At 67.4% G+C, this 16969-nt stretch carries 12 protein-coding genes and 5 pseudogenes; 13 read left to right on the forward strand and 4 right to left on the reverse strand.

Annotated features, from left to right (window positions below; all coding sequences use genetic code 11):
• The first annotated feature begins 163 nt into the window (after positions 1 to 163).
• Positions 164 to 451, forward strand: a complete 288-nt coding sequence (locus tag OHA19_RS39300) for a hypothetical protein (RefSeq protein ID WP_331750590.1) — start codon at positions 164 to 166, stop codon at positions 449 to 451.
• A gap of 154 nt (positions 452 to 605) precedes the next feature.
• On the opposite strand, the gene OHA19_RS39305 is transcribed toward OHA19_RS39300, so the two are convergent.
• Together OHA19_RS39305 and OHA19_RS39310 are read right to left on the reverse strand one after the other, a co-directional pair.
• Positions 606 to 1622: a DNA-directed RNA polymerase subunit alpha gene (locus tag OHA19_RS39305; RefSeq protein ID WP_331750589.1), complete on the reverse strand. Its 1017-nt coding sequence runs from the start codon at positions 1620 to 1622 to the stop codon at positions 606 to 608.
• A gap of 194 nt (positions 1623 to 1816) precedes the next feature.
• A pseudogene (locus OHA19_RS39310) lies at positions 1817 to 3125 on the reverse strand (IS256 family transposase).
• Positions 3126 to 3467: 342 nt separating this feature from the next.
• Between OHA19_RS39310 and OHA19_RS39315 the strand changes: the two are divergent.
• Positions 3468 to 4532, forward strand: coding sequence for a hypothetical protein (locus tag OHA19_RS39315; RefSeq protein WP_331750587.1), 1065 nt, complete (start codon positions 3468 to 3470; stop codon positions 4530 to 4532).
• A gap of 23 nt (positions 4533 to 4555) precedes the next feature.
• Positions 4556 to 4900, forward strand: a pseudogene (locus tag OHA19_RS39320) (recombinase family protein); the annotation flags it as partial.
• A 150-nt stretch (positions 4901 to 5050) separates the two neighbouring features.
• On the opposite strand, the pseudogene OHA19_RS39325 reads toward OHA19_RS39320, so the two are convergent.
• Positions 5051 to 6486, reverse strand: a pseudogene (locus OHA19_RS39325) (NF041680 family putative transposase).
• A gap of 1236 nt (positions 6487 to 7722) precedes the next feature.
• Between OHA19_RS39325 and OHA19_RS39330 the strand changes: the two are divergent.
• A complete protein-coding gene (locus OHA19_RS39330) occupies positions 7723 to 8373 on the forward strand; it encodes a hypothetical protein (protein ID WP_331754063.1) in 651 nt (216 codons plus the stop codon).
• Between the two features lie 397 nt (positions 8374 to 8770).
• On the opposite strand, the gene OHA19_RS39335 is transcribed toward OHA19_RS39330, so the two are convergent.
• Positions 8771 to 9367 carry a hypothetical protein gene (locus OHA19_RS39335; RefSeq protein WP_331750585.1) on the reverse strand — a complete coding sequence of 199 codons (597 nt, stop codon included), beginning with the start codon at positions 9365 to 9367 and terminating at the stop codon, positions 8771 to 8773.
• A 312-nt stretch (positions 9368 to 9679) separates the two neighbouring features.
• Between OHA19_RS39335 and OHA19_RS39340 the strand changes: the two genes are divergently transcribed.
• The 9 genes and pseudogenes from OHA19_RS39340 to OHA19_RS39380 all read left to right on the forward strand — a co-directional run bounded on the left by OHA19_RS39340 (position 9680) and on the right by OHA19_RS39380 (position 16899).
• Entirely contained in the window at positions 9680 to 10342 is a 663-nt protein-coding gene (locus OHA19_RS39340; protein WP_331750583.1) for a GPP34 family phosphoprotein, read from the forward strand.
• 94 nt (positions 10343 to 10436) lie between these two features.
• Positions 10437 to 10970: a nucleotidyltransferase domain-containing protein gene (locus OHA19_RS39345; protein ID WP_331750582.1), complete on the forward strand. Its 534-nt coding sequence runs from the start codon at positions 10437 to 10439 to the stop codon at positions 10968 to 10970.
• 40 nt (positions 10971 to 11010) lie between these two features.
• Positions 11011 to 12144, forward strand: coding sequence for an IS630 family transposase (locus tag OHA19_RS39350; protein WP_331754066.1), 1134 nt, complete (start codon positions 11011 to 11013; stop codon positions 12142 to 12144).
• 966 nt (positions 12145 to 13110) lie between these two features.
• Positions 13111 to 14574 (forward strand): NF041680 family putative transposase, encoded by a 1464-nt coding sequence (locus OHA19_RS39355; RefSeq protein ID WP_405722860.1) that lies wholly within the window; start codon positions 13111 to 13113, stop codon positions 14572 to 14574.
• A 7-nt stretch (positions 14575 to 14581) separates the two neighbouring features.
• Positions 14582 to 14896 (forward strand): annotated as a pseudogene (locus tag OHA19_RS39360) (virginiamycin B lyase); the annotation flags it as partial.
• Positions 14897 to 14935: 39 nt separating this feature from the next.
• Positions 14936 to 15219: pseudogene (locus OHA19_RS39365) on the forward strand (putative immunity protein).
• A gap of 128 nt (positions 15220 to 15347) precedes the next feature.
• Complete coding sequence (locus OHA19_RS39370) at positions 15348 to 15563, forward strand: integrase core domain-containing protein (RefSeq protein ID WP_331750578.1); 216 nt, start codon at positions 15348 to 15350, stop codon at positions 15561 to 15563.
• 91 nt (positions 15564 to 15654) lie between these two features.
• The gene (locus OHA19_RS39375; protein ID WP_405722857.1) at positions 15655 to 15783 is read left to right on the forward strand and encodes a hypothetical protein; all 129 of its coding nucleotides are present in this window, start codon (positions 15655 to 15657) and stop codon (positions 15781 to 15783) included.
• Positions 15784 to 15873: 90 nt separating this feature from the next.
• On the forward strand, positions 15874 to 16899 hold the full coding sequence (locus OHA19_RS39380) for a serine hydrolase (protein ID WP_256260440.1): 1026 nt from the start codon (positions 15874 to 15876) through the stop codon (positions 16897 to 16899).
• The last annotated feature ends 70 nt before the right edge of the window (positions 16900 to 16969 follow it).

The following is a 16969-nucleotide window of genomic DNA, read 5'->3' on the forward strand; positions in this document are numbered from 1 at the left end:
TGCCAGCGGCATACTCCGTTCATTGCCTGGGCTGCGGCGAAATACGAAACAGGAAACATCCGTAAGCCGCGCCCGCGGCCACGAGCGTGCCATGCAGGCTGAACACATGCCCGCGGCCGCGGAGTCGCGGCCTGAGGGCACCACGGCGACCAGGGAGAAATTCATGCGGATCAGTGCGGGAGACAGTGAGTTCTACCGGTGGCTGCTTCACCACGCCCGGCTGATGGGCTGGGACCTCGACGCGGTCGACGAGCTGGACGGTGTCACCGTCCCGCGGCGCCGCTTCTTCCTCGTGTGGGCGTCGATCGCGCTGACCGGCGGGCTCACCCCCGCGCAGACCGGGCAGCTCGCCCGCGGGCTCGGCGTCACCCCGGACGAGGTGACCGCCGCGTACACGCCGGAACTGCGGGCCGCCACCATCGACGAACTCAACCAGGCACTCCGGTACTGAGGAGCGGAGCGGCGCTGCACGGACGGGAGTCGACGGACGGGAGTCGTTAGTTGCCTGGCCGTGGAGGTTCCCAGCGGGGAAGGGGCGGATGCCCAAGCGGTGGCGCGCTTCCGGCGCGGACGGGCGCCAGCGCCGAACCTCGTGAATCGCCCTGTCAATACTGCTCGGTCTCGACGAACCCGGCGTCGGCGTCGTCGCCGGCGCCGAACGCGGCGGCCGTCGGGTCGAATCCGGGCGGGCTGTCCTTGAAAGTCAGGCCCATGCCGGCCAGTTTCGCCTTGACCTCGTCGATCGACTTCGCACCGAAGTTGCGGATGTCGAGCAGGTCGGCCTCCGAGCGGCCCACGAGCTCACCCACGGAGTGGATGCCCTCGCGCTTGAGGCAGTTGTACGAACGGACCGTGAGCTCCAGCTCCTCGATCGGCAGCGCGAGGTCAGAGGCGAGGGCGGCGTCTGTCGGGGACGGGCCCATGTCGATGCCCTCGGCGTCGATGTTGAGTTCGCGGGCAAGCCCGAACAGCTCGACCAGGGTCTTGCCGGCCGAAGCCATGGCGTCACGCGGGCGCATGGCCTGCTTGGTCTCGACGTCGACGATCAGCTTGTCGAAGTCGGTGCGCTGCTCGACACGGGTCGCCTCGACCTTGTACGTGACCTTGAGCACCGGCGAGTAGATGGAGTCGACCGGGATACGGCCGATCTCCTGGCCCGCCTGCTTGTTCTGGACGGCGGAGACGTAGCCGCGACCGCGCTCGACGGTCAGCTCCATCTCCAGCTTGCCCTTGCCGTTCAGCGTGGCCAGGACCAGGTCCGGGTTGTGGACCTCGACACCGGCCGGCGGGGCGATGTCAGCAGCGGTGACCAGGCCGGGACCCTGCTTGCGCAGGTACATCACGACCGGCTCGTCGTGCTCCGAGGAGACGACCAGCTGCTTGATGTTGAGGATGAGGTCGGTGACGTCCTCCTTGACGCCCGGCACGGTGGTGAACTCGTGCAGGACACCGTCGATCCGGATGCTGGTGACAGCAGCGCCGGGGATCGAGGAGAGGAGCGTACGGCGCAGAGAGTTGCCGAGGGTGTAACCGAAGCCCGGCTCCAGCGGCTCGATCACGAACCGCGAGCGGAACGCATCGACAACCTCTTCGGTCAACGCGGGACGCTGAGCAATCAGCATAGGGTGCTGCCTCCATATTTCGGCGCCCGCTATTTGACGCCGTAGACACCGCACGTTATCGGCAATACGACCTCACAAGAGGCCGCACCACCCGGCTCGGGGCAAAGCACAGATTTCCGCAGGATGGAACGGCGCACAGGAGTGAGTGCGGACCTGGATGCCCTCGGGATGGGGTCTGTCAATCGAACGGTGTATCAGGGGTGTTTGGGGTTACTGACGGGGTGCGGAGAGCGGCGGTCGAAGGTGATGTCGAAGGCGTTCAGCGCGGTCTTCCAGCGCAGGGTCCAGCGGGTTTGCCCCTTGCCGGTGGGGTCGAGGGACATGATCGCCATGTAGACGCATTTCAGGGCGGCCTGCTCGTTGGGGAAGTGGCCGCGGGCCTTGACCGCCCGCCGGATCCGGGCATTCACCGATTCGATCGCGTTGGTCGTGCAGACGATGCGGCGGATCTCGGTGTCGAATCGGAGGAACGGGGTGAACTCCTCCCAGGCGTTCTCCCAGAGTCTGACGATCGCCGGATACTTCCTGCCCCACGTGTCGGCGAGCTCGGCGAATCGTTCGAGCGCGGCCTCCTCGGTCGGCGCCGTACAGACCGGCTTGAGAGCCCTGGCGATCTTGTCCCAGTCCTGGCGGGCGGCATATCGGAAGGAGTTCCGCAGCAGGTGGACCACGCAGGTCTGCACGATCGTCCTCGGCCAGACGGTCTCGACCGCGTCGGGCAGGCCCTTCAGCCCGTCGCAGACGAGCATGAGGACGTCGTTGACGCCGCGGTTCTTGATCTCGGTGAGGATGTGCATCCAGTGCTTGGCGCCCTCGCCGCCGTCCCCGGCCCACAAGCCGAGGATCTCGCGCCGGCCCTCGACGGTGACGGCCAGGGCCACGTAGATCGGCCTGTTGGCGACGGCGCCGTCGCGGATCTTCACGTGGATGGCGTCGATGAACACGACCGGACAGACCGGGTCGAGCGGGCGGTTCTGCCATTCGGCCATGCCCTCGAGGACCTTGTCGGTGATCGTGGAGATCGTCTGGCGGGAGACGTCGGCGCCATAGACCTCCGCGAGGTGGGCCTGGACCTCGCCCGTGGTCAGGCCCTTCGCCGACAGGGAGATGACCATCTCGTCCACCCCGGACAGGCGCTTCTGCCGCTTCTTGACGATCTTCGGCTCGAACGCCCCGTCCCGGTCGCGAGGGACGGATATCTCCACCGGACCGACGTCCGTCAGCACGGTCTTCGTCCGGGTGCCGTTGCGGGAGGTTCCCGCCGTTCTTCCCGGCCGGATCGTGCTTGTCATAGCCGAGATGGTCGGTGATCTCGCCCTCCAGGGCGGACTCCAGCAGCCGCTTCGTCAGCTGCTGGAGCAGTCCGCCCTCGCCGGTCAGCTGCAGTCCCTCGGCCTGAGCTCGGGAGACCAGCTCGTCGATCAGCCGGTCATCCACCACCCTCGCCGGCTGCGGCTCTACCGCCTCGCTTATCTGGGCCTCGGCCACGTTCTCACTGGTCATCGATGCATCCTCCATGATCGGGAGTTACACCGAACGATTTACAGTCCCACTACGCGACTCCTCGGCAACGAACACCCCGATACGCGTGCTGCTCATGATTTGCTGTCCCGGTGGCGGTCGGCGGGAGGTGGCTCCGGGGAGCCTCCGTTGTAAACGGAGGCGTTCGGTTCGTACCGGCTGGTGGCGCCAGGCGGGAGGGTCCGTGCGATCCACCGGCGACCAGCCTGCTCCGCAGGCCGGTGACCGGCATCGCGGCGCTCACCGACTTTGCCGATACGGTGTCGTATCACCTGCTGTTCACGTTGCCGCGGGGGGTCACACGGGCGCACCGAGGGGATCAATATGGCGACGATCACGGTGGACGTGGCAGTTCCCGACGCGCTGCGGCCGGTCGTGGATGTGGCAGCGTTGCCAGCGGCCCTCGGTGACGCGGGGCCGGCGTGGCTGGTGCTGTCCGAGGACGGACGGCTGGCGCGGTGGACGCCGACGACCGGCGAGGTGCAGGACGTGGCCCGGTATCGGGAGGAGAGGCTGGCGTCCGAATACGGTGGCGGCGTTGGACTGCGGCTTCATGTGTCTCGATGTGGCCGTTGGGCGGCGGTGGTTCAAGACCGCGGTCGGTACGGCACCGTCGTCGATCTCACCACCGGTTCGCCAGCGTTGAAGTTGGACGGCGGGGATTACTGCTGTGAAACCGTCCCGTTCGCGTTGGCGTTCGCCGAACACGGTGGCCGGCCGGTTGTCGTCCATCGCACTGACTGGAACCGGTTGGATGTCACCGATCTCGCGTCCGGCGAGGTGCTTACGGCGCGGGACAGCCCGGATAGAGATGAGGAAGATGCGGAGTACGACCTCGATTACTTCCACGGCGCGCTGTCGCTGAGTCCTGACGGGACTCGTGTCTACGACGGCGGTTGGGTGTGGCAGCCGTGGGGGATGCCGGCGGTGTGGAGCCTGACCGCCTGGCTGCACGACAACCCGTATGAGTCCGAGGACGGGCCCAGCTATGCGGTGTATCCCGAGGTCTCGGAGTGGAACTGGCCGGTGGTGTGGATCGACGACGGGCGGATCGCGGTGTATGACCGGGATGATGCCGGCAGCGGTACCGTCCACGTTCTCGACCCCACCTCGATCGAACTGCGCTCGCCGGGCGTCCGATGGATCAAGGCGGTCGCGACGTTCCCCTGGCCGGTCGGCGATTTCGGCTTTTTCACCGACGGAGAGCATCTGCTGATCGCCGACGAGGCCGGTCTGCAGGGCGTCGACATCACCAGCGGACAGCAGGTGTTCGCGATCGACGGGTTCCGCCCGGCGCGTCAGGATCGACATACCGGAATGCTGATCCAGGTCGGCAGCGCCAATGCCCGGTTGTGGACGCCGCCGGAGTGGACTGCGCGCGCTGGCTGAGCTGCCATGTCCCGCAGGGTGCCGAGCGGGAGAACATCCGCGAGTCCACACTGGAAGGGCTCGACACCGCCCCTCGCAAGGGCAAGCATGGCGGCCGACCGCCGGTCATCACCGACGACATGCTGCACACCGTGCTGCGGCGCCGCGCGAACGGCGAGTCCGTCGAGCAGATCCAGCCCGACCTGATCATCCCCACCGGCAAGCGCAAGGGGCGCAACCCCTCGGTGGCCAGCATCTACCGGGCACCGGCCGAGCACGCCAAACGCGAGGCGTACCCCGAAGCTGCCGAGAAGGCCCCCGCCGACTTCGCCGCCCTCCAAGCCGGCGAAGTCCCCGGCCCTCGCCTGCTACTTGTCACTTCGCCGTAGCTTCGGGAGAACAGGGCCATCACCACCGGAAGGCCGTCAGCGGAACCGCTGATGTCGCCGCCGGAGCAGCCCAAGCCCGCCCCGTTCGAATCCTGACCTGGGCAAACATTCGGCCAAGGTTCAGACACAGGTACTGAGCTTGTCCTTTATCTACCAAGATCTTCCGGGCTTGCCGATGGCCTTGAGGGTCTCGGGGCGTTTGACGGTTTTGCCAACGTCGAAGCGGGGTGCCCGGTGTTTGTTCTTGGCGCCGGGTGGCCGTCCGGGGCCGGCGCCTCAGGGTTTGGGAACACGGGTCGGGCAGGTGAGGTGAGCGCGGATGTCCCTGAACCCCCGGCGGACCCGGGCCGGGGTGAGCCGGTCGGAGGTAGCGGGTTTCTCCCAGGGCCGGCGGAGGTCCGCGGCGAGCGGCCGGACGAGCCGGAGCTGGGTGTGAGCGACGATCAGGATCCAGGTCCAGCGGTCCGCCGCCTCGGGAGTACGGAGTTTCGGAGTGGTCCAGCCCAGGGCTGCTTCGCGAAGCGAATGGTGTGCTCCAGATCGAAGCGGCGGAGAAATGCCTGCCAGAAGCGGTCCACGTCGTCCGGGGTGGCGCCGGTCTTGGAGCACCATAACCACACCGGCGGGGCATCCCGGTCCTTCGACAGATGCTCGACCTTCAGCCGGATCAACGTCCCCTCGACCAATGGCAGTTCGTCGTCGTGGTCGAGCCATGAGGAGCGGTGGGTGAGCCTTGGGTGGACCCGGTCCCATGCCTGGGTCTCGGCCTTGCCGTAGTTGGTGGTGTCGGTGACCGTAGTGACCGCGGGCTTGGGCCAGGTCTCCGGCTTGGTGAAGCGGAATTCCGGGCCGTGCTTGGGCGGCCGGCCGCCCTTCGGGTCGTAGACCCGCGGCGGTTTCGGCAGACGCATCACGCGGTCGGAGCGGACCTGGCCGACCAGCTCGACCGGCAGGTCGCGCAGGACCCAGGCCAGGCGGGTGACGTCGTAGCCGGCATCGCTGACGATCACGATATGCGGATCCCCGGCCTGCCACTGGCCCGCGGCAATGAGCCGCTCGACGACACCCCTCAACTGGGCGGCGGTGATCGCGGTCGTGTCGTCCGCCGGGCCGAGCCGCACCGCGTCCAGGATCGCAGTCCAGGACGTGGCGCCCGGCTCCAGCACGGCCACGAAGGAATACGGCCAGCCCGGAATGAACTGCGATGCCGTCTTCGCCCGGCCGTAGACGTGGCAGAACAGGCGCTCCGCCGAGCACGGCGCGTCCGAGCGAAGCCACGGCGACACATCGACCGCCAGGACCAGGCGCCCGCCATCGAAACGCGGCAGCGACAGCCCGGCCAGCGCCGCCCGCAGCCGACCGACGTCGAGCTGGCCGTAGTTCAGCCCGCCGTACATCGCTCCGTGACCACGACGATGCTCGGGCAGCAGCGTCAAGTCCACCGGGGACTTCACAGCACCGTCCGCACACAGCACCGCGTCCGCCAGCTCGAACAACTCGTCACGCCGAGCGGTCAGACACTCGTAGAACTCTCCCCGGAAGTGTGACGCTTCCGCGAACGCCTCCCCCCGGACAGCATCAGACAGCAGACTCACCCTCACGGCCTTCGTCTTGGTCACGTGCACCTTGGTCGGAGCACAGGATCAGACGAAGGCCGCCCCCACGTCCGACGAACCCCCAGGTGAGCGACCCAGTTCGAGACACCGTTCGAGGCCGGAAGATAAAGGACAAGCTTAGGGTAGGTGGGAGCCGCGCGGCGCGGCACGGGCTGGATGATGCCGAGCGAATAGCCCCGCGCGACGGCCTCTGGCTGGCCGACCCGTGGTCGGGCTTCGGCGGCGGTCTCCGCTGTGTTCGATGACCGAACTCGCCGGTCTCCTGGGAGTACGTCGACGAGGGCTGAACCCTGAGAGGACACCGCCACCGCGGGCATCAGCGTGCAGTCCACCGGTGGCGGCGACGCCGCCCGTGGAACCGCCCGGGGAACGTCGACGACCAAGTAGTGGGGCTGCGCGAGCCCCAGGAACATCAAGCCGCCGCTGGCGGACCAAGGAGCCACGATTTTGCGGTGCCCGGCCCAGGAGCAGGGGTGAGACATGCGTTGCGTTAACTGTGGACAAGAGACTGAGTATGAACACGCGCCCCCCATGGGGGGCTCACCGGAGATAGGGTTGGTACACGTCAGCAGCGGTATGATGGCCTGTTTCCCGGAGCGTGGTCCGGCAAGCCCGATTGTCAAAGCTCCGGTGCCACCGCACCTCCGCCGCCTTCTGGAGCAGGGACCGCGGTTGCCTCCGCCGCCACCACCCGGATTCCTGATCGAGGAGGACGAGCCCGGTTCGGGGGCGTGCAGTCCAACGGCACTGTGACGTCCGTGTCACGCGGGCTGCCCCAGCCGTCGGAGCCCTGTCCGACCCGGACCGTAGCCTGACCGCTGTCCGCACGACACAGGTGGTACCCCCCGTGGATCCCACGACCGCCCGCCACATCAGGTCCGCCACGGCCCTGCCGGCGGACGCGCTCGCTATATTGAACCAGGCTTCCTCCGCCGGTGACACCAGGGCGGCCCGGGTGCCCGCCTCGGAGCATTCCGCGAGGGCCTTCTCACACAGAGCAAGTCCGCCTGCGCCATCGCCGCACGGGCCGTGCACAAGCGCGGAAAACTGACTGAGGATCAGCATCGCGCGGTCCTTGACCCGTTTACCGCCGCCGGCGTCGCCGAGCTCGTGGAGTGCCCCCTCCTCGGGGTACATCGGGATGATCCGCGACGGCGCACTGTGCATGCTGGATCCTGAGCTGCCGACTGCCCGTAGCCTTCCTCCATGCAGGCAACTTTGATGATCTACGACGGCACGGCCGCGCCCGATGCAGACGTGCCACGTACCGGGGGTGTGCCGCTGGCCCCCGAGGGGTTCACCTGGCCGGTGTGCGGCGACTACTGCGGAGGGCCGATGCAGTTCTTCGCGCATCTGCCGGTCGAGTACGGCGTCCTGTCGGTGTTCGTGTGCCAGAACGATCCGGGCGCCTGCGACCTGTGGGACGCGACCTCCGGGGCGAATCGGGTCCTTCTTTTCCCGCCCGCGGGACTGGTACCGGTGGCCGTACCCGAGAGGGGCGTGACACTGGTGTCCGCAGTGTCGGCGATCACGACCCGGGTCGTGACGCTCGAACCCGAGGAGGATGACGGCGACGATCTCCCGCCCGACGCATACGACCTCGCCCGTTCAGGGTGGAAGCGGGAGCCCGGCGAGCGGTTCGGGAAGCAACGCGAGGTGCTCGGATCGCTCGGCGGCAGCCCCTCCTACCTGGACGACGACCGGTTGCCCGGGTGCCCCTCCTGCTCCGGCACGACGGAATTCGCGGCACACTTGGAGGAGGGGATCGACCGGCAGACCGCGATGAACCTCGGCGGCCAGTTGGGCTACGTCTTCGTCTGCCGCCCCTGCTCCGAGGGCGCCTTCCTCACGGGCTGAGCGCGCCTGTGGCGGCAGGCCCCGCCGCCTACGCGGACGGGCCGCCCCCGCTCTCCTCCTCCGCCACAGTCTCCTCCGGGGTGGCTGTGAGTGTTCGGTGCAATCCCTGATCCAGGAAGATTCATCGGTGTCCAGTGAGCACGTGACGGAGGCCGAGACCGCCGAGACGCCTGAGCCGAAGCAGTCGGCGACGGTTGACGGTCAGTTGATCCACGAGTTGGTGGTGCGGGCTGCAGGCCGAGAACCTTCGGCTGACAGATGAGGGGGCATCCTTCAGCGGCTGACGAAGTGGCTGCCGCTGTCCGATCGGTGGTCGGGATCACCGACCACCTCGGCTCCGACAAGCACAATCCGTGTTTAGCGTCAAGGGGGCGGAGCGCGGGCAAGGGCGGCGGCGTCACCCTTGTGTGCCGCTGCCGTTGTTGTCGAACTTCTCGAGCGGCGTGCGGGCGCCGTCGCGGAACGCGTCGAGGCCCGTCTCGAAGTCGACCGCTGACCCCGCGAACAGCGCCGATTCGTCGGGGGCAACGTAGATCTTGCCTCCGCCGCGTACGGCGTGCACGAGGCAGACGCCGAGCCCGTCGGGCAGCTCGATGACGTTCAGCACCGGGTCGGTCCTGAGCTGAGCGAAGTGCGCTCTGCCCACCACTATGAGCCGGTCGACGCCCTCGGATGCCGCGTCGCTGCCGCCTGCGGCAGGTGGCAATGGTGCCGTGCGGTCCTCGACCGCCTCGACCGCGTAGCCGGAACGCTCGGCAGCGTCGAGGAATGCATGGAGATCGGATGCCTCGCGCAGGAGCGCTCCGAGCTCGCCCTCGCATTCGGCCACGTGGAACGTCGCGGTGGCGAACGGATGCGTGACCGGTGCAGCCCCTGGTAGCGGCGGCGGGGTTGAGGTGCTTACGAGCACCCCCGGTTCGCCCCTGAGTCCCATCGCGAGCCGCTTGCCGTGCAAGAGGCGGTATGTGCGCACCGACCCGGTTGCATCACTCACGACGTCTGCTCCGTTTCCTATAATTGCCCGTAGGGCTCCGCGTATGCACCGCCGGGCAGTAGAACGGCCCGCTGCCCGCAACCGCGAACGGCCTTGGCTCCGGCGGCGACCCCATCGACCAGGGCGTCGCTGCGCGGGTCGGCCGCATGGAGCGTAGCCCGAGTCCAGGCCGTTTCTTTCGGTTCAGGCCGTTTCCAGGCTTGATCCGAGACGGACGGCCGGGAGTCGGAGTGCGCAGGGAACCTCTCCGGGGGGGGGTCGGGCGTCTGATCGGATGAGAAAGTGATCACAGAGCATACGGGGGTAGCGGGTATGGCGATCACACTGGCTGAGGAGATCATGCTGCTGTCCCTGGACGACGAGTCCGGATCGGCAAAACAGCGGCAAGCGGCCGGCTGGGCAGTGTCGGGGGGAATCCTGCTCGAACTGGTCCTGGCCGGGCGGGTTTCAGTTGCAGGTAAATACCTCGAACTGACAGATACGACTCCGACCGGGGATCAGCTACTCGACAGCCGGACGGCACTGATCGAGATCTGGCTGCGGGGTCGCAGCAAGCGCCGAGTGACGGAGTGGCTGACGAAGGAGCAGCCCAAGGCCGTCGCAGCGGCTCTCGAAAGCCTGTGCAAGCGCGGGGTGGTCGTAGAGGAGAAGCGCAAGGCATTCGGCGTGTTCCCCATACGCCGCTACCCCGAGGCCGACGGCGCGATCGAGGGCGAACTGCGTGACCGGCTCCGGGCCGTCGTGCTTGACGGCGCCGAGCCTGACACACGGACAGCGGGCCTCATCGCGCTGATCCACTCCGCCAAGCTGCACGCTCTGGCCTTCCCTGACAGCCAGCGCAAGCTGGTTGCCGCGCGGATGGCGGAGGTCGCCACAGGGCAATGGGCAGCCAAGAGCGTCCGCGCCGCCATCCGCGACATGCAGGTGGCGATGGTCGCGGTCACCATGGTCACATTCGCTGCGGTCGGCAGCTAGTGCCGCATCAGGCAACGTTCGCCCGCTCTGTGCGTGTGGGGGCAAATGATGTGCTGGGTAAGGCCGTTGCTGGGTAACCTGCCTGGCTGTGGATATGGGACGCGCTGATCAACAGCTCCACGTGATCGCTGAGGCCGTGGAGGTTGCCAGAGCTCTTGGGATCCCGCTGTGGCTCCGAGGTGGATGGGCCATGGACTTCTTCCTCGGCGAGATCACGCGAGACCATGAGGACATCGACTGGTTCGCCTGGGCGGACGATGCCGGTGATCTGGCAGGAGGATTACTGAAACGCTGCTACGAACCGGTCCCGGGGTCGCCGCCTGACCTGCAGTTCGATTTCGTCAAGGACGGTCTGGAGAGCAGCTTTACGCTCCTGGACAGGGATACGGCCGGCCGTGTGGTGGTTGCCGGGGGCCCCTGGGCCGGTGCGCCCTGGCCCGAAGGAATGCTCGATGCCGGGCCGGGCCGTATCGGTGGTCTGCAGTGCGCGATCGTCAGTCCGCAGGCCCAGATCGAGATCAAACGAATGACGCCCGTCTGGGATCCTTCCCGGCCTCGGCGGGTCAAGGACACCAAAGACATCGCCCGTCTGGAGGCGGCCCTCCGCGCACAGGGCAAAGCGGTCTGAGTGAGGTTCTTGGGCATCGGCCGTCCGTTACCGTCCGACCGTGGCAGAACAAGTACGCGTCCGTGAGATCAACGACGACAAGGGGCGGCGGCTACTGCGGATCATCCGCAGGGGCACCGGGTCGGTGGTGACCTGGCGGCGGGCCCAGATGGTGCTGCTCTCCGCGCAGGGCATGCCGGTGGCGAAGATCGCCGAGGTGTCGTTCACCAGCGACGACCGGGTCCGGGATGTGATCCACAACTTCAACGCCGACGGCTTCGAGTCGCTGTATCCGAAGTACAAGGGCGGCCGCCCCAGGACGTTCACGCTGCCTGAGCGCCGCGAGATCAAGAAGATCGCCACGTCCAAGCCGACCGAACACGACCTGCCGTTCTCCACCTGGAGCCTGACCAAGTTGGCGGACTTCCTGGTCGCCGAGGGGGTGGTCGACGACATCAGCCACGAGGGCCTGCGCATCCTGCTCCGCGAGGAAGGCGTCTCGTTTCAACGCCTGAAGACCTGGAAGACCTCCCGCGATCCGGACTACGCGGCCAAGAAGGCCCGCGTCGAACACCTCTACGCGATCGCCGACGGCGAGGTGACACCCGAGGACGGCGAGCCGGAAGTCATCTTCTGCATGGACGAGTTCGGACCGCTCAATCTGATGCCCCACCCGGGCCGGCAATGGAGCGAGCGCGGCGGCAAGCACAAAGACCCCGACCGCGAGCCACGCCGACGACGGCGGGCGACCTACAACCGCTACGGCGGAGTGCGGCACCTGTTCGCCGCCCTGGACCTGGCCAAGGACAAGCTCTACGGCCACATCAAACCGGTCAAGAAGCGGACGCAGTTCCTGGAGTTCTGCCGCTACCTGCGCCGCCTCCACCCGGACAACGTCCGCATCGCGATCGTCTGCGACAACTTCTCCCCGCACCTGACCACGAAAAGGTGCCAGCGGGTCGGCACCTGGGCGGCCGCGAACAACGTCGAGATCGCCTACACCCCGACCAATAGCTCCTGGCTGAACCGCATCGAGGCCCAGTTCACCGCCCTGCGCTACTTCACCCTCGACGGCACCGACCATACCAACCACAAGGAACAGGGCAGCATGATCCGCCGCTACATCATCTGGCGAAACCGCCATGCCGACGACCGGCGCCTACGCGCCGTCGTCGACAGGGCAAACGTTGCCTGATGCGGCACTAGTAGTACTTCGTTAGGTTGATTTGATCTTGGTGGTCGTGGCGGTGCATGCTATGGCTCGTGGATCTTGGTGAGGTGGAGAAGCTCCGGCGGACACGCCCACCCGCCAAGGCCCTCCTGCTCTGGCCTTGTGCAGGGTAGGTGCTTCCTATTCGGGGCGGCCGTCGGCGAGCCACTGGGCGAGGCCACGCAGTCCGACCGCCCACCGCCCGAGGTCGGTGACCTCGGCGTGCCCGGTGACGACGGTGAGCAACTCGGCCACCGCCTCGTCTGGCCGCTGGGCGTCGTTGAGGGTCAGCTTGTCGTTTAACGTCGCAGGCCAGTTACGGTGCGGTCCCGGGGCCTGTCGCTGGCCAGCTTCCCAGCGCGGAAGCTAGCCGGTCCTGGAGTGCCGGATCTTGCACTTCGCTGGCGAGGCGATACGCAATGGGCCCGATTTGCCAGCCGGCGTGATGGTCGAAGTGCGGATAGGGCCCTGCAACGTTGTGTGCGAGCTTGCCAACCAGCTCAGCGAGTCGGAAGAACAGATGTTCCGCGAGTCGGTCTTCGCTGCCCAGACTGCTCCGGCGAACGCGATCGAACAATTCGCGGCCACGACTCCACTGCGTTTGGTCAGCGGCCATCTCCAGGGCTGCTTCGATCTCAGGAGTCCTTCCCAGACTCAGTGAAGCTGCCTCAAGGACGTGGCCGGCCCATGTCACTGGGTGCTGCTGTCGCTCGAACAGAGATCGCCCCCATTGGTGGATGTCGTTCGTTCTGTCGCTGCTCATTTCACGATCATGACAACGTTGAAGGTCAGGAACAACAGTGTTTGGGGATGTGCGGCTCTCCGTTCAGGCCGACTCGAACGGGGCCTCGAACTTGATCGATGTTTCGCAGTCCAGCGGACACGTAGGCGGCCTTCGTCTGATCCTGTGCTCCGTCACAGAGGCAGAGGAACAGCGCGAAGGCCGTGGTTGTGAGCTTGGTACATCAGAGTGTCTTGCGGGACGCGTTCGCGGAAGTGTCACACTTCCGGTCGGAGTTGTACGCGTGCATGACCGCGCGAGGCGACGCGTTGTTCGAGTTATGCGACGCACTGTTGTGCGCGGACGGGCCGGTGCGGACGCTGGTCGACCTCGCGCTCGCGCCTGAACACCGCCGCGGACACGGAGCCCTCTACGGCGGGCTCAACCAGGGGCGGATCGATGTGGGCCGGCTGCGTCGGGCGCTGGCCGGGCTGCCGTTGCCGAGGGCGGCGGATGGCCGACTGGTGCTGGCTGTGGATGTCTCGCCGTGGCTGCGGCCGGACGCCAACACCTGTGCTGACAGGGCCTTTTGCCACACATTCGGCCGGGGCGAGGGCAAACACCAGATGGTGCCGGGCTGGCCGTACTCCATCGTGGCCGCGTTGGAGACCGGCCGGACCTCGTGGACGGCGGTGCTGGACGCGGTCCGTCTGGAGCCCGGCGCCGACGTCGCCGCGGTGACCACGGTGCAGATCCGCGAGGTCGTCGAGCGGCTCGTCGCCGCGGGCCAGTGGAAACCAGGTGATCCGGAGGTCCTGGTCGTACTGGACGCCGGTTACGACGCCCCGCGCATCGCCCACCTGCTGGACGGACTGCCCGTCGAAATCCTCGGCCGGCTCCGTTCCGACCGCGTGATGCGTCGGGCGACACCGCCGCGGGTCTACGACCCCAAGGGCGGCCGACCGCCCAAGCACGGCGGCGAGTTCGTCTTCGGCGATCCCAGCACATGGGGAGCCGAGCAGGCTGTGACGACCACGGACACCCGGCTCTATGGGAAAGCGACCGCGCAAGCGTGGGATCGGCTGCACCCGCGACTCACCCGCCGGGCGGCCTGGATCGACTACGACGGCCCGCTGCCCATCATCGAGGGCACCGTCATCCGCCTGGTCGTGGAGAAGCTGCCCAGCGGTGGGGTGAACAAGCCGGTCTGGTTGTGGTGGTCGGGCACCGGCGCCACCGGGGCAGATGTCGACCGCTGCTGGCAGTCGTTCCTGCGTCGCTTCGACATCGAGCACACGTTCCGCCTGTTCAAGCAGACGCTCGGGTGGACGAAGCCCCGGCTTCGCAGCTCGGAAGCGGCCGACCGGTGGACATGGCTGGTGATCGCCGCCTATGCCCAGCTCCGGCTGGCCCGCCCGCTGGCCACCGATCTGCGGCGGCCCTGGGAGAAGCCGGCCGAGCCGAACAAACTGACACCAGCCCGCGTCCGCAGGGGGTTCAGAAACCTGCGCACGAGGACCGGTTCCCCAGCCGGTGCACCGAAACCGTCCCGGCCCGGGCCAGGTCGGCCACCGGGTTCGAAGAACCGCCGCCCAACCACCCGTCATGACGTGGGCAGAATGCTCGCCACCGGTGAAGCGTTCAGCCGTCCCGCCCACCACAAGGTCGGCACAAAACCGCGTCGAACTGGATAAACGACAAGCTGACGGCGCCGCCCTGTGGTTCGTCGAGATCGCAGCGGGCCAGATCGGCAAGATCTCAGTGGATGGCGGGATCACGGAGTTTCCGCTCCCCGACCGCACGGCCAAACCCCACGCCATTGCCGCGGCCTCCACCGGGGACTGCTGGTTCACCGAATGGGGAGCCAACCGCATTGGCCACATCACCGATAGCGGCGAGATCGCCGAGTACAGCCTGCCGTCACCGTCATCCGAGCCGCACGGCATCACCCTGGGTCCCGACGGCGCTCTCTGGGTGGCCCTTGAGGCGGGAAAGGTCGCGCGGGTGGAACCGTAGCCCCGGGATGACCACGTGTCTGGTGACTTCGAGTTGACCATGGACGAGCTGCGAGTTGTGGCGCGCTACGTGGCAGAGAGCGCTCAGGAAGTCCTTCCCGTGTTCGAGGAAGCCGTTCCCGCTGATCCTCGTCCGCGCGCACTGCCGAGCTGAGCGCAGGCGACGACCCCGCAGTCGGAAGCATGCTGATCGAACAAGCTCGGCAACGTGCCACGCCGGTATTGATCGCTGTTCTTTCCCGGTACCCTCTCGCGCCAACCGCTGGGAACCGCGTTGCGCAACTCATGAGTACCTTGGACGCTTCCCTACGCGCCACCGGCTGAGAGACCGCCACACACGCCCCCGCTCCGCCCCAAGGGCGGAGCGCATAGGCGCGGGCCGCGCCCTCGCGTCCTGCGGCCAGCTCGACATCGAGTGGCTACCGCGGCCGATCGGGAACCATGACGGCACAGTGGTCACACAGACCCCACGGCCGTCCCTTGCGCACCGGGGTGGCGCCCTCCCGCCGCAAGCGGGCCGCGCCCGTAGGCTCGCAGCCCGCACCGGCATCGAGCAGTGGGTCGGCCGGTACAACACCGAGCGCTCGCACTCAGCACTCGGCTACCTCCCGCCCGAGGAATTCGAAGCCCAGCACTACCGATCCCAGGCGACCACGGACGCCGCCTGAAACCACACAAACCAGCCGCTACGAAACCCGGAACAGCTCAACCGCGGGGCCGGAGGGGATACCGTCGACACGCGATCCGCGAGGTGACGGAATGTACGTCGCGGTCAACGGACCGGCGGCCGAGGCGGGTTGGGGCGACACTCTCCCCGCGGCGCGTGCGGTCAGGGTAAAGCGGTTGCTCGCAGGCGGACTGGTGACGATCATCATCACCGATGACTAGTGAACTTTCTTCTGTGAGGGGTCTGCGGTGACGATCGTGACGAGGGCTGACGGATTCGATCTGGCTTGCCTGGAGGAGGCCGTCTCCACAGTGGCGCAGGAAAGGGGGTTCTCCGGCACGGTCCGGGTCACGCGTCACGGGGAGCCGGTATTCACCCGCGCGTTCGGGATGGCGTCACGGCGGTGGTCCATACCGAACACGTGCGACACGCGATTCCGGGTGGCGTCGGTGTCCAAGATGTTCACAGCGGTGGCCGTCCTGCAGCTCGTCGAGCGGAAGCAGGTCTGCCTCGACGACGCGCTGGTGGGCTTCGTGAAAGAGCACATGCCCCAGCTCGATCCGCGTGTCACGGTCCACCACGCCCTGACGATGACGGCGGGCATCGGCGACTGGTTCGAGGAGGGCAGCGACGACTGGGAGGCCGAATGGGCCGCCCTGACCTCCTCCCACCCGCTCTACCTGCTGCGGAGCAACAAGGACTACCTGTCGCTGTTCGCCGGCAAGCAGCCCCACTCCCCTCCCGGGGAGCGTCATCTGTACAACGGCGCCGGCTACATCCTGCTCGGCCTGCTCATCGAATCGGTGACCGGCCGCTCCTTCGAGGAGGTCATCGCCGACGATGTATTCGCCCGTGCCGGAATGAGCGCGGCAGGATTCCCGGCCCTGGACGACCTGGGGCCGGACATTGCCGAGGGATACCTCACCACCGCCGGCAGCCCCACCCCGTACCGGACCAATCACTACGCGACCACCCCCGGGGCCGCCGCCGACGGAGGGGCTACCTGTAGCGCCGCCGATCTGACGGCCTTCGCCCACGCACTGCGCCACGGGCGGCTGCTGAACGAGGAGACCACGCGCCTGGCTCTGACCCCGCAGGTCGACGAGCGTGAGGAGAAGGTCCGCGGCTACCGGTGGATGTACGGCTTCGGCCTCACCCACATCCTCGACGACGAAGGAACCATCGTCCGCTGGGGCCACACGGGCGAGGAGGACGGAGCCAGCGCCCGCCTCTATCACTACCCGCAGCAGGGCCTGGACGTCGCAGTCCTCGGCAACATCAGCTGGTGCGCCGGCGACATGGGGTGGGCCATCCACGACGCCCTGGTCGGCAACTGAGCAGCCGCGTGCCGCGTTCGCGACGCCGGGCGCTCAGCAGACCGGACAGGCATCGAAGGGTGGAACTGGA

The sequence above is a fragment of the Streptomyces sp. NBC_00012 genome, assembly GCF_045040875.1.
GTDB lineage: Bacteria > Actinomycetota > Actinomycetes > Streptomycetales > Streptomycetaceae > Streptomyces.

Coding starts and splice junctions, on each gene's coding strand:
- OHA19_RS39345 (WP_331750582.1), top strand. CDS start 10,437: ATGGGACGCGCTGATCAACAGCTCCACGTGATCGCTGAGGCCGTGGAG.
- OHA19_RS39315 (WP_331750587.1), top strand. CDS start 3,468: ATGGCGACGATCACGGTGGACGTGGCAGTTCCCGACGCGCTGCGGCCG.
- OHA19_RS39375 (WP_405722857.1), top strand. CDS start 15,655: ATGTACGTCGCGGTCAACGGACCGGCGGCCGAGGCGGGTTGGGGCGAC.
- OHA19_RS39305 (WP_331750589.1), bottom strand. CDS start 1,622: ATGCTGATTGCTCAGCGTCCCGCGTTGACCGAAGAGGTTGTCGATGCG.
- OHA19_RS39340 (WP_331750583.1), top strand. CDS start 9,680: ATGGCGATCACACTGGCTGAGGAGATCATGCTGCTGTCCCTGGACGAC.
- OHA19_RS39330 (WP_331754063.1), top strand. CDS start 7,723: ATGCAGGCAACTTTGATGATCTACGACGGCACGGCCGCGCCCGATGCA.
- OHA19_RS39300 (WP_331750590.1), top strand. CDS start 164: ATGCGGATCAGTGCGGGAGACAGTGAGTTCTACCGGTGGCTGCTTCAC.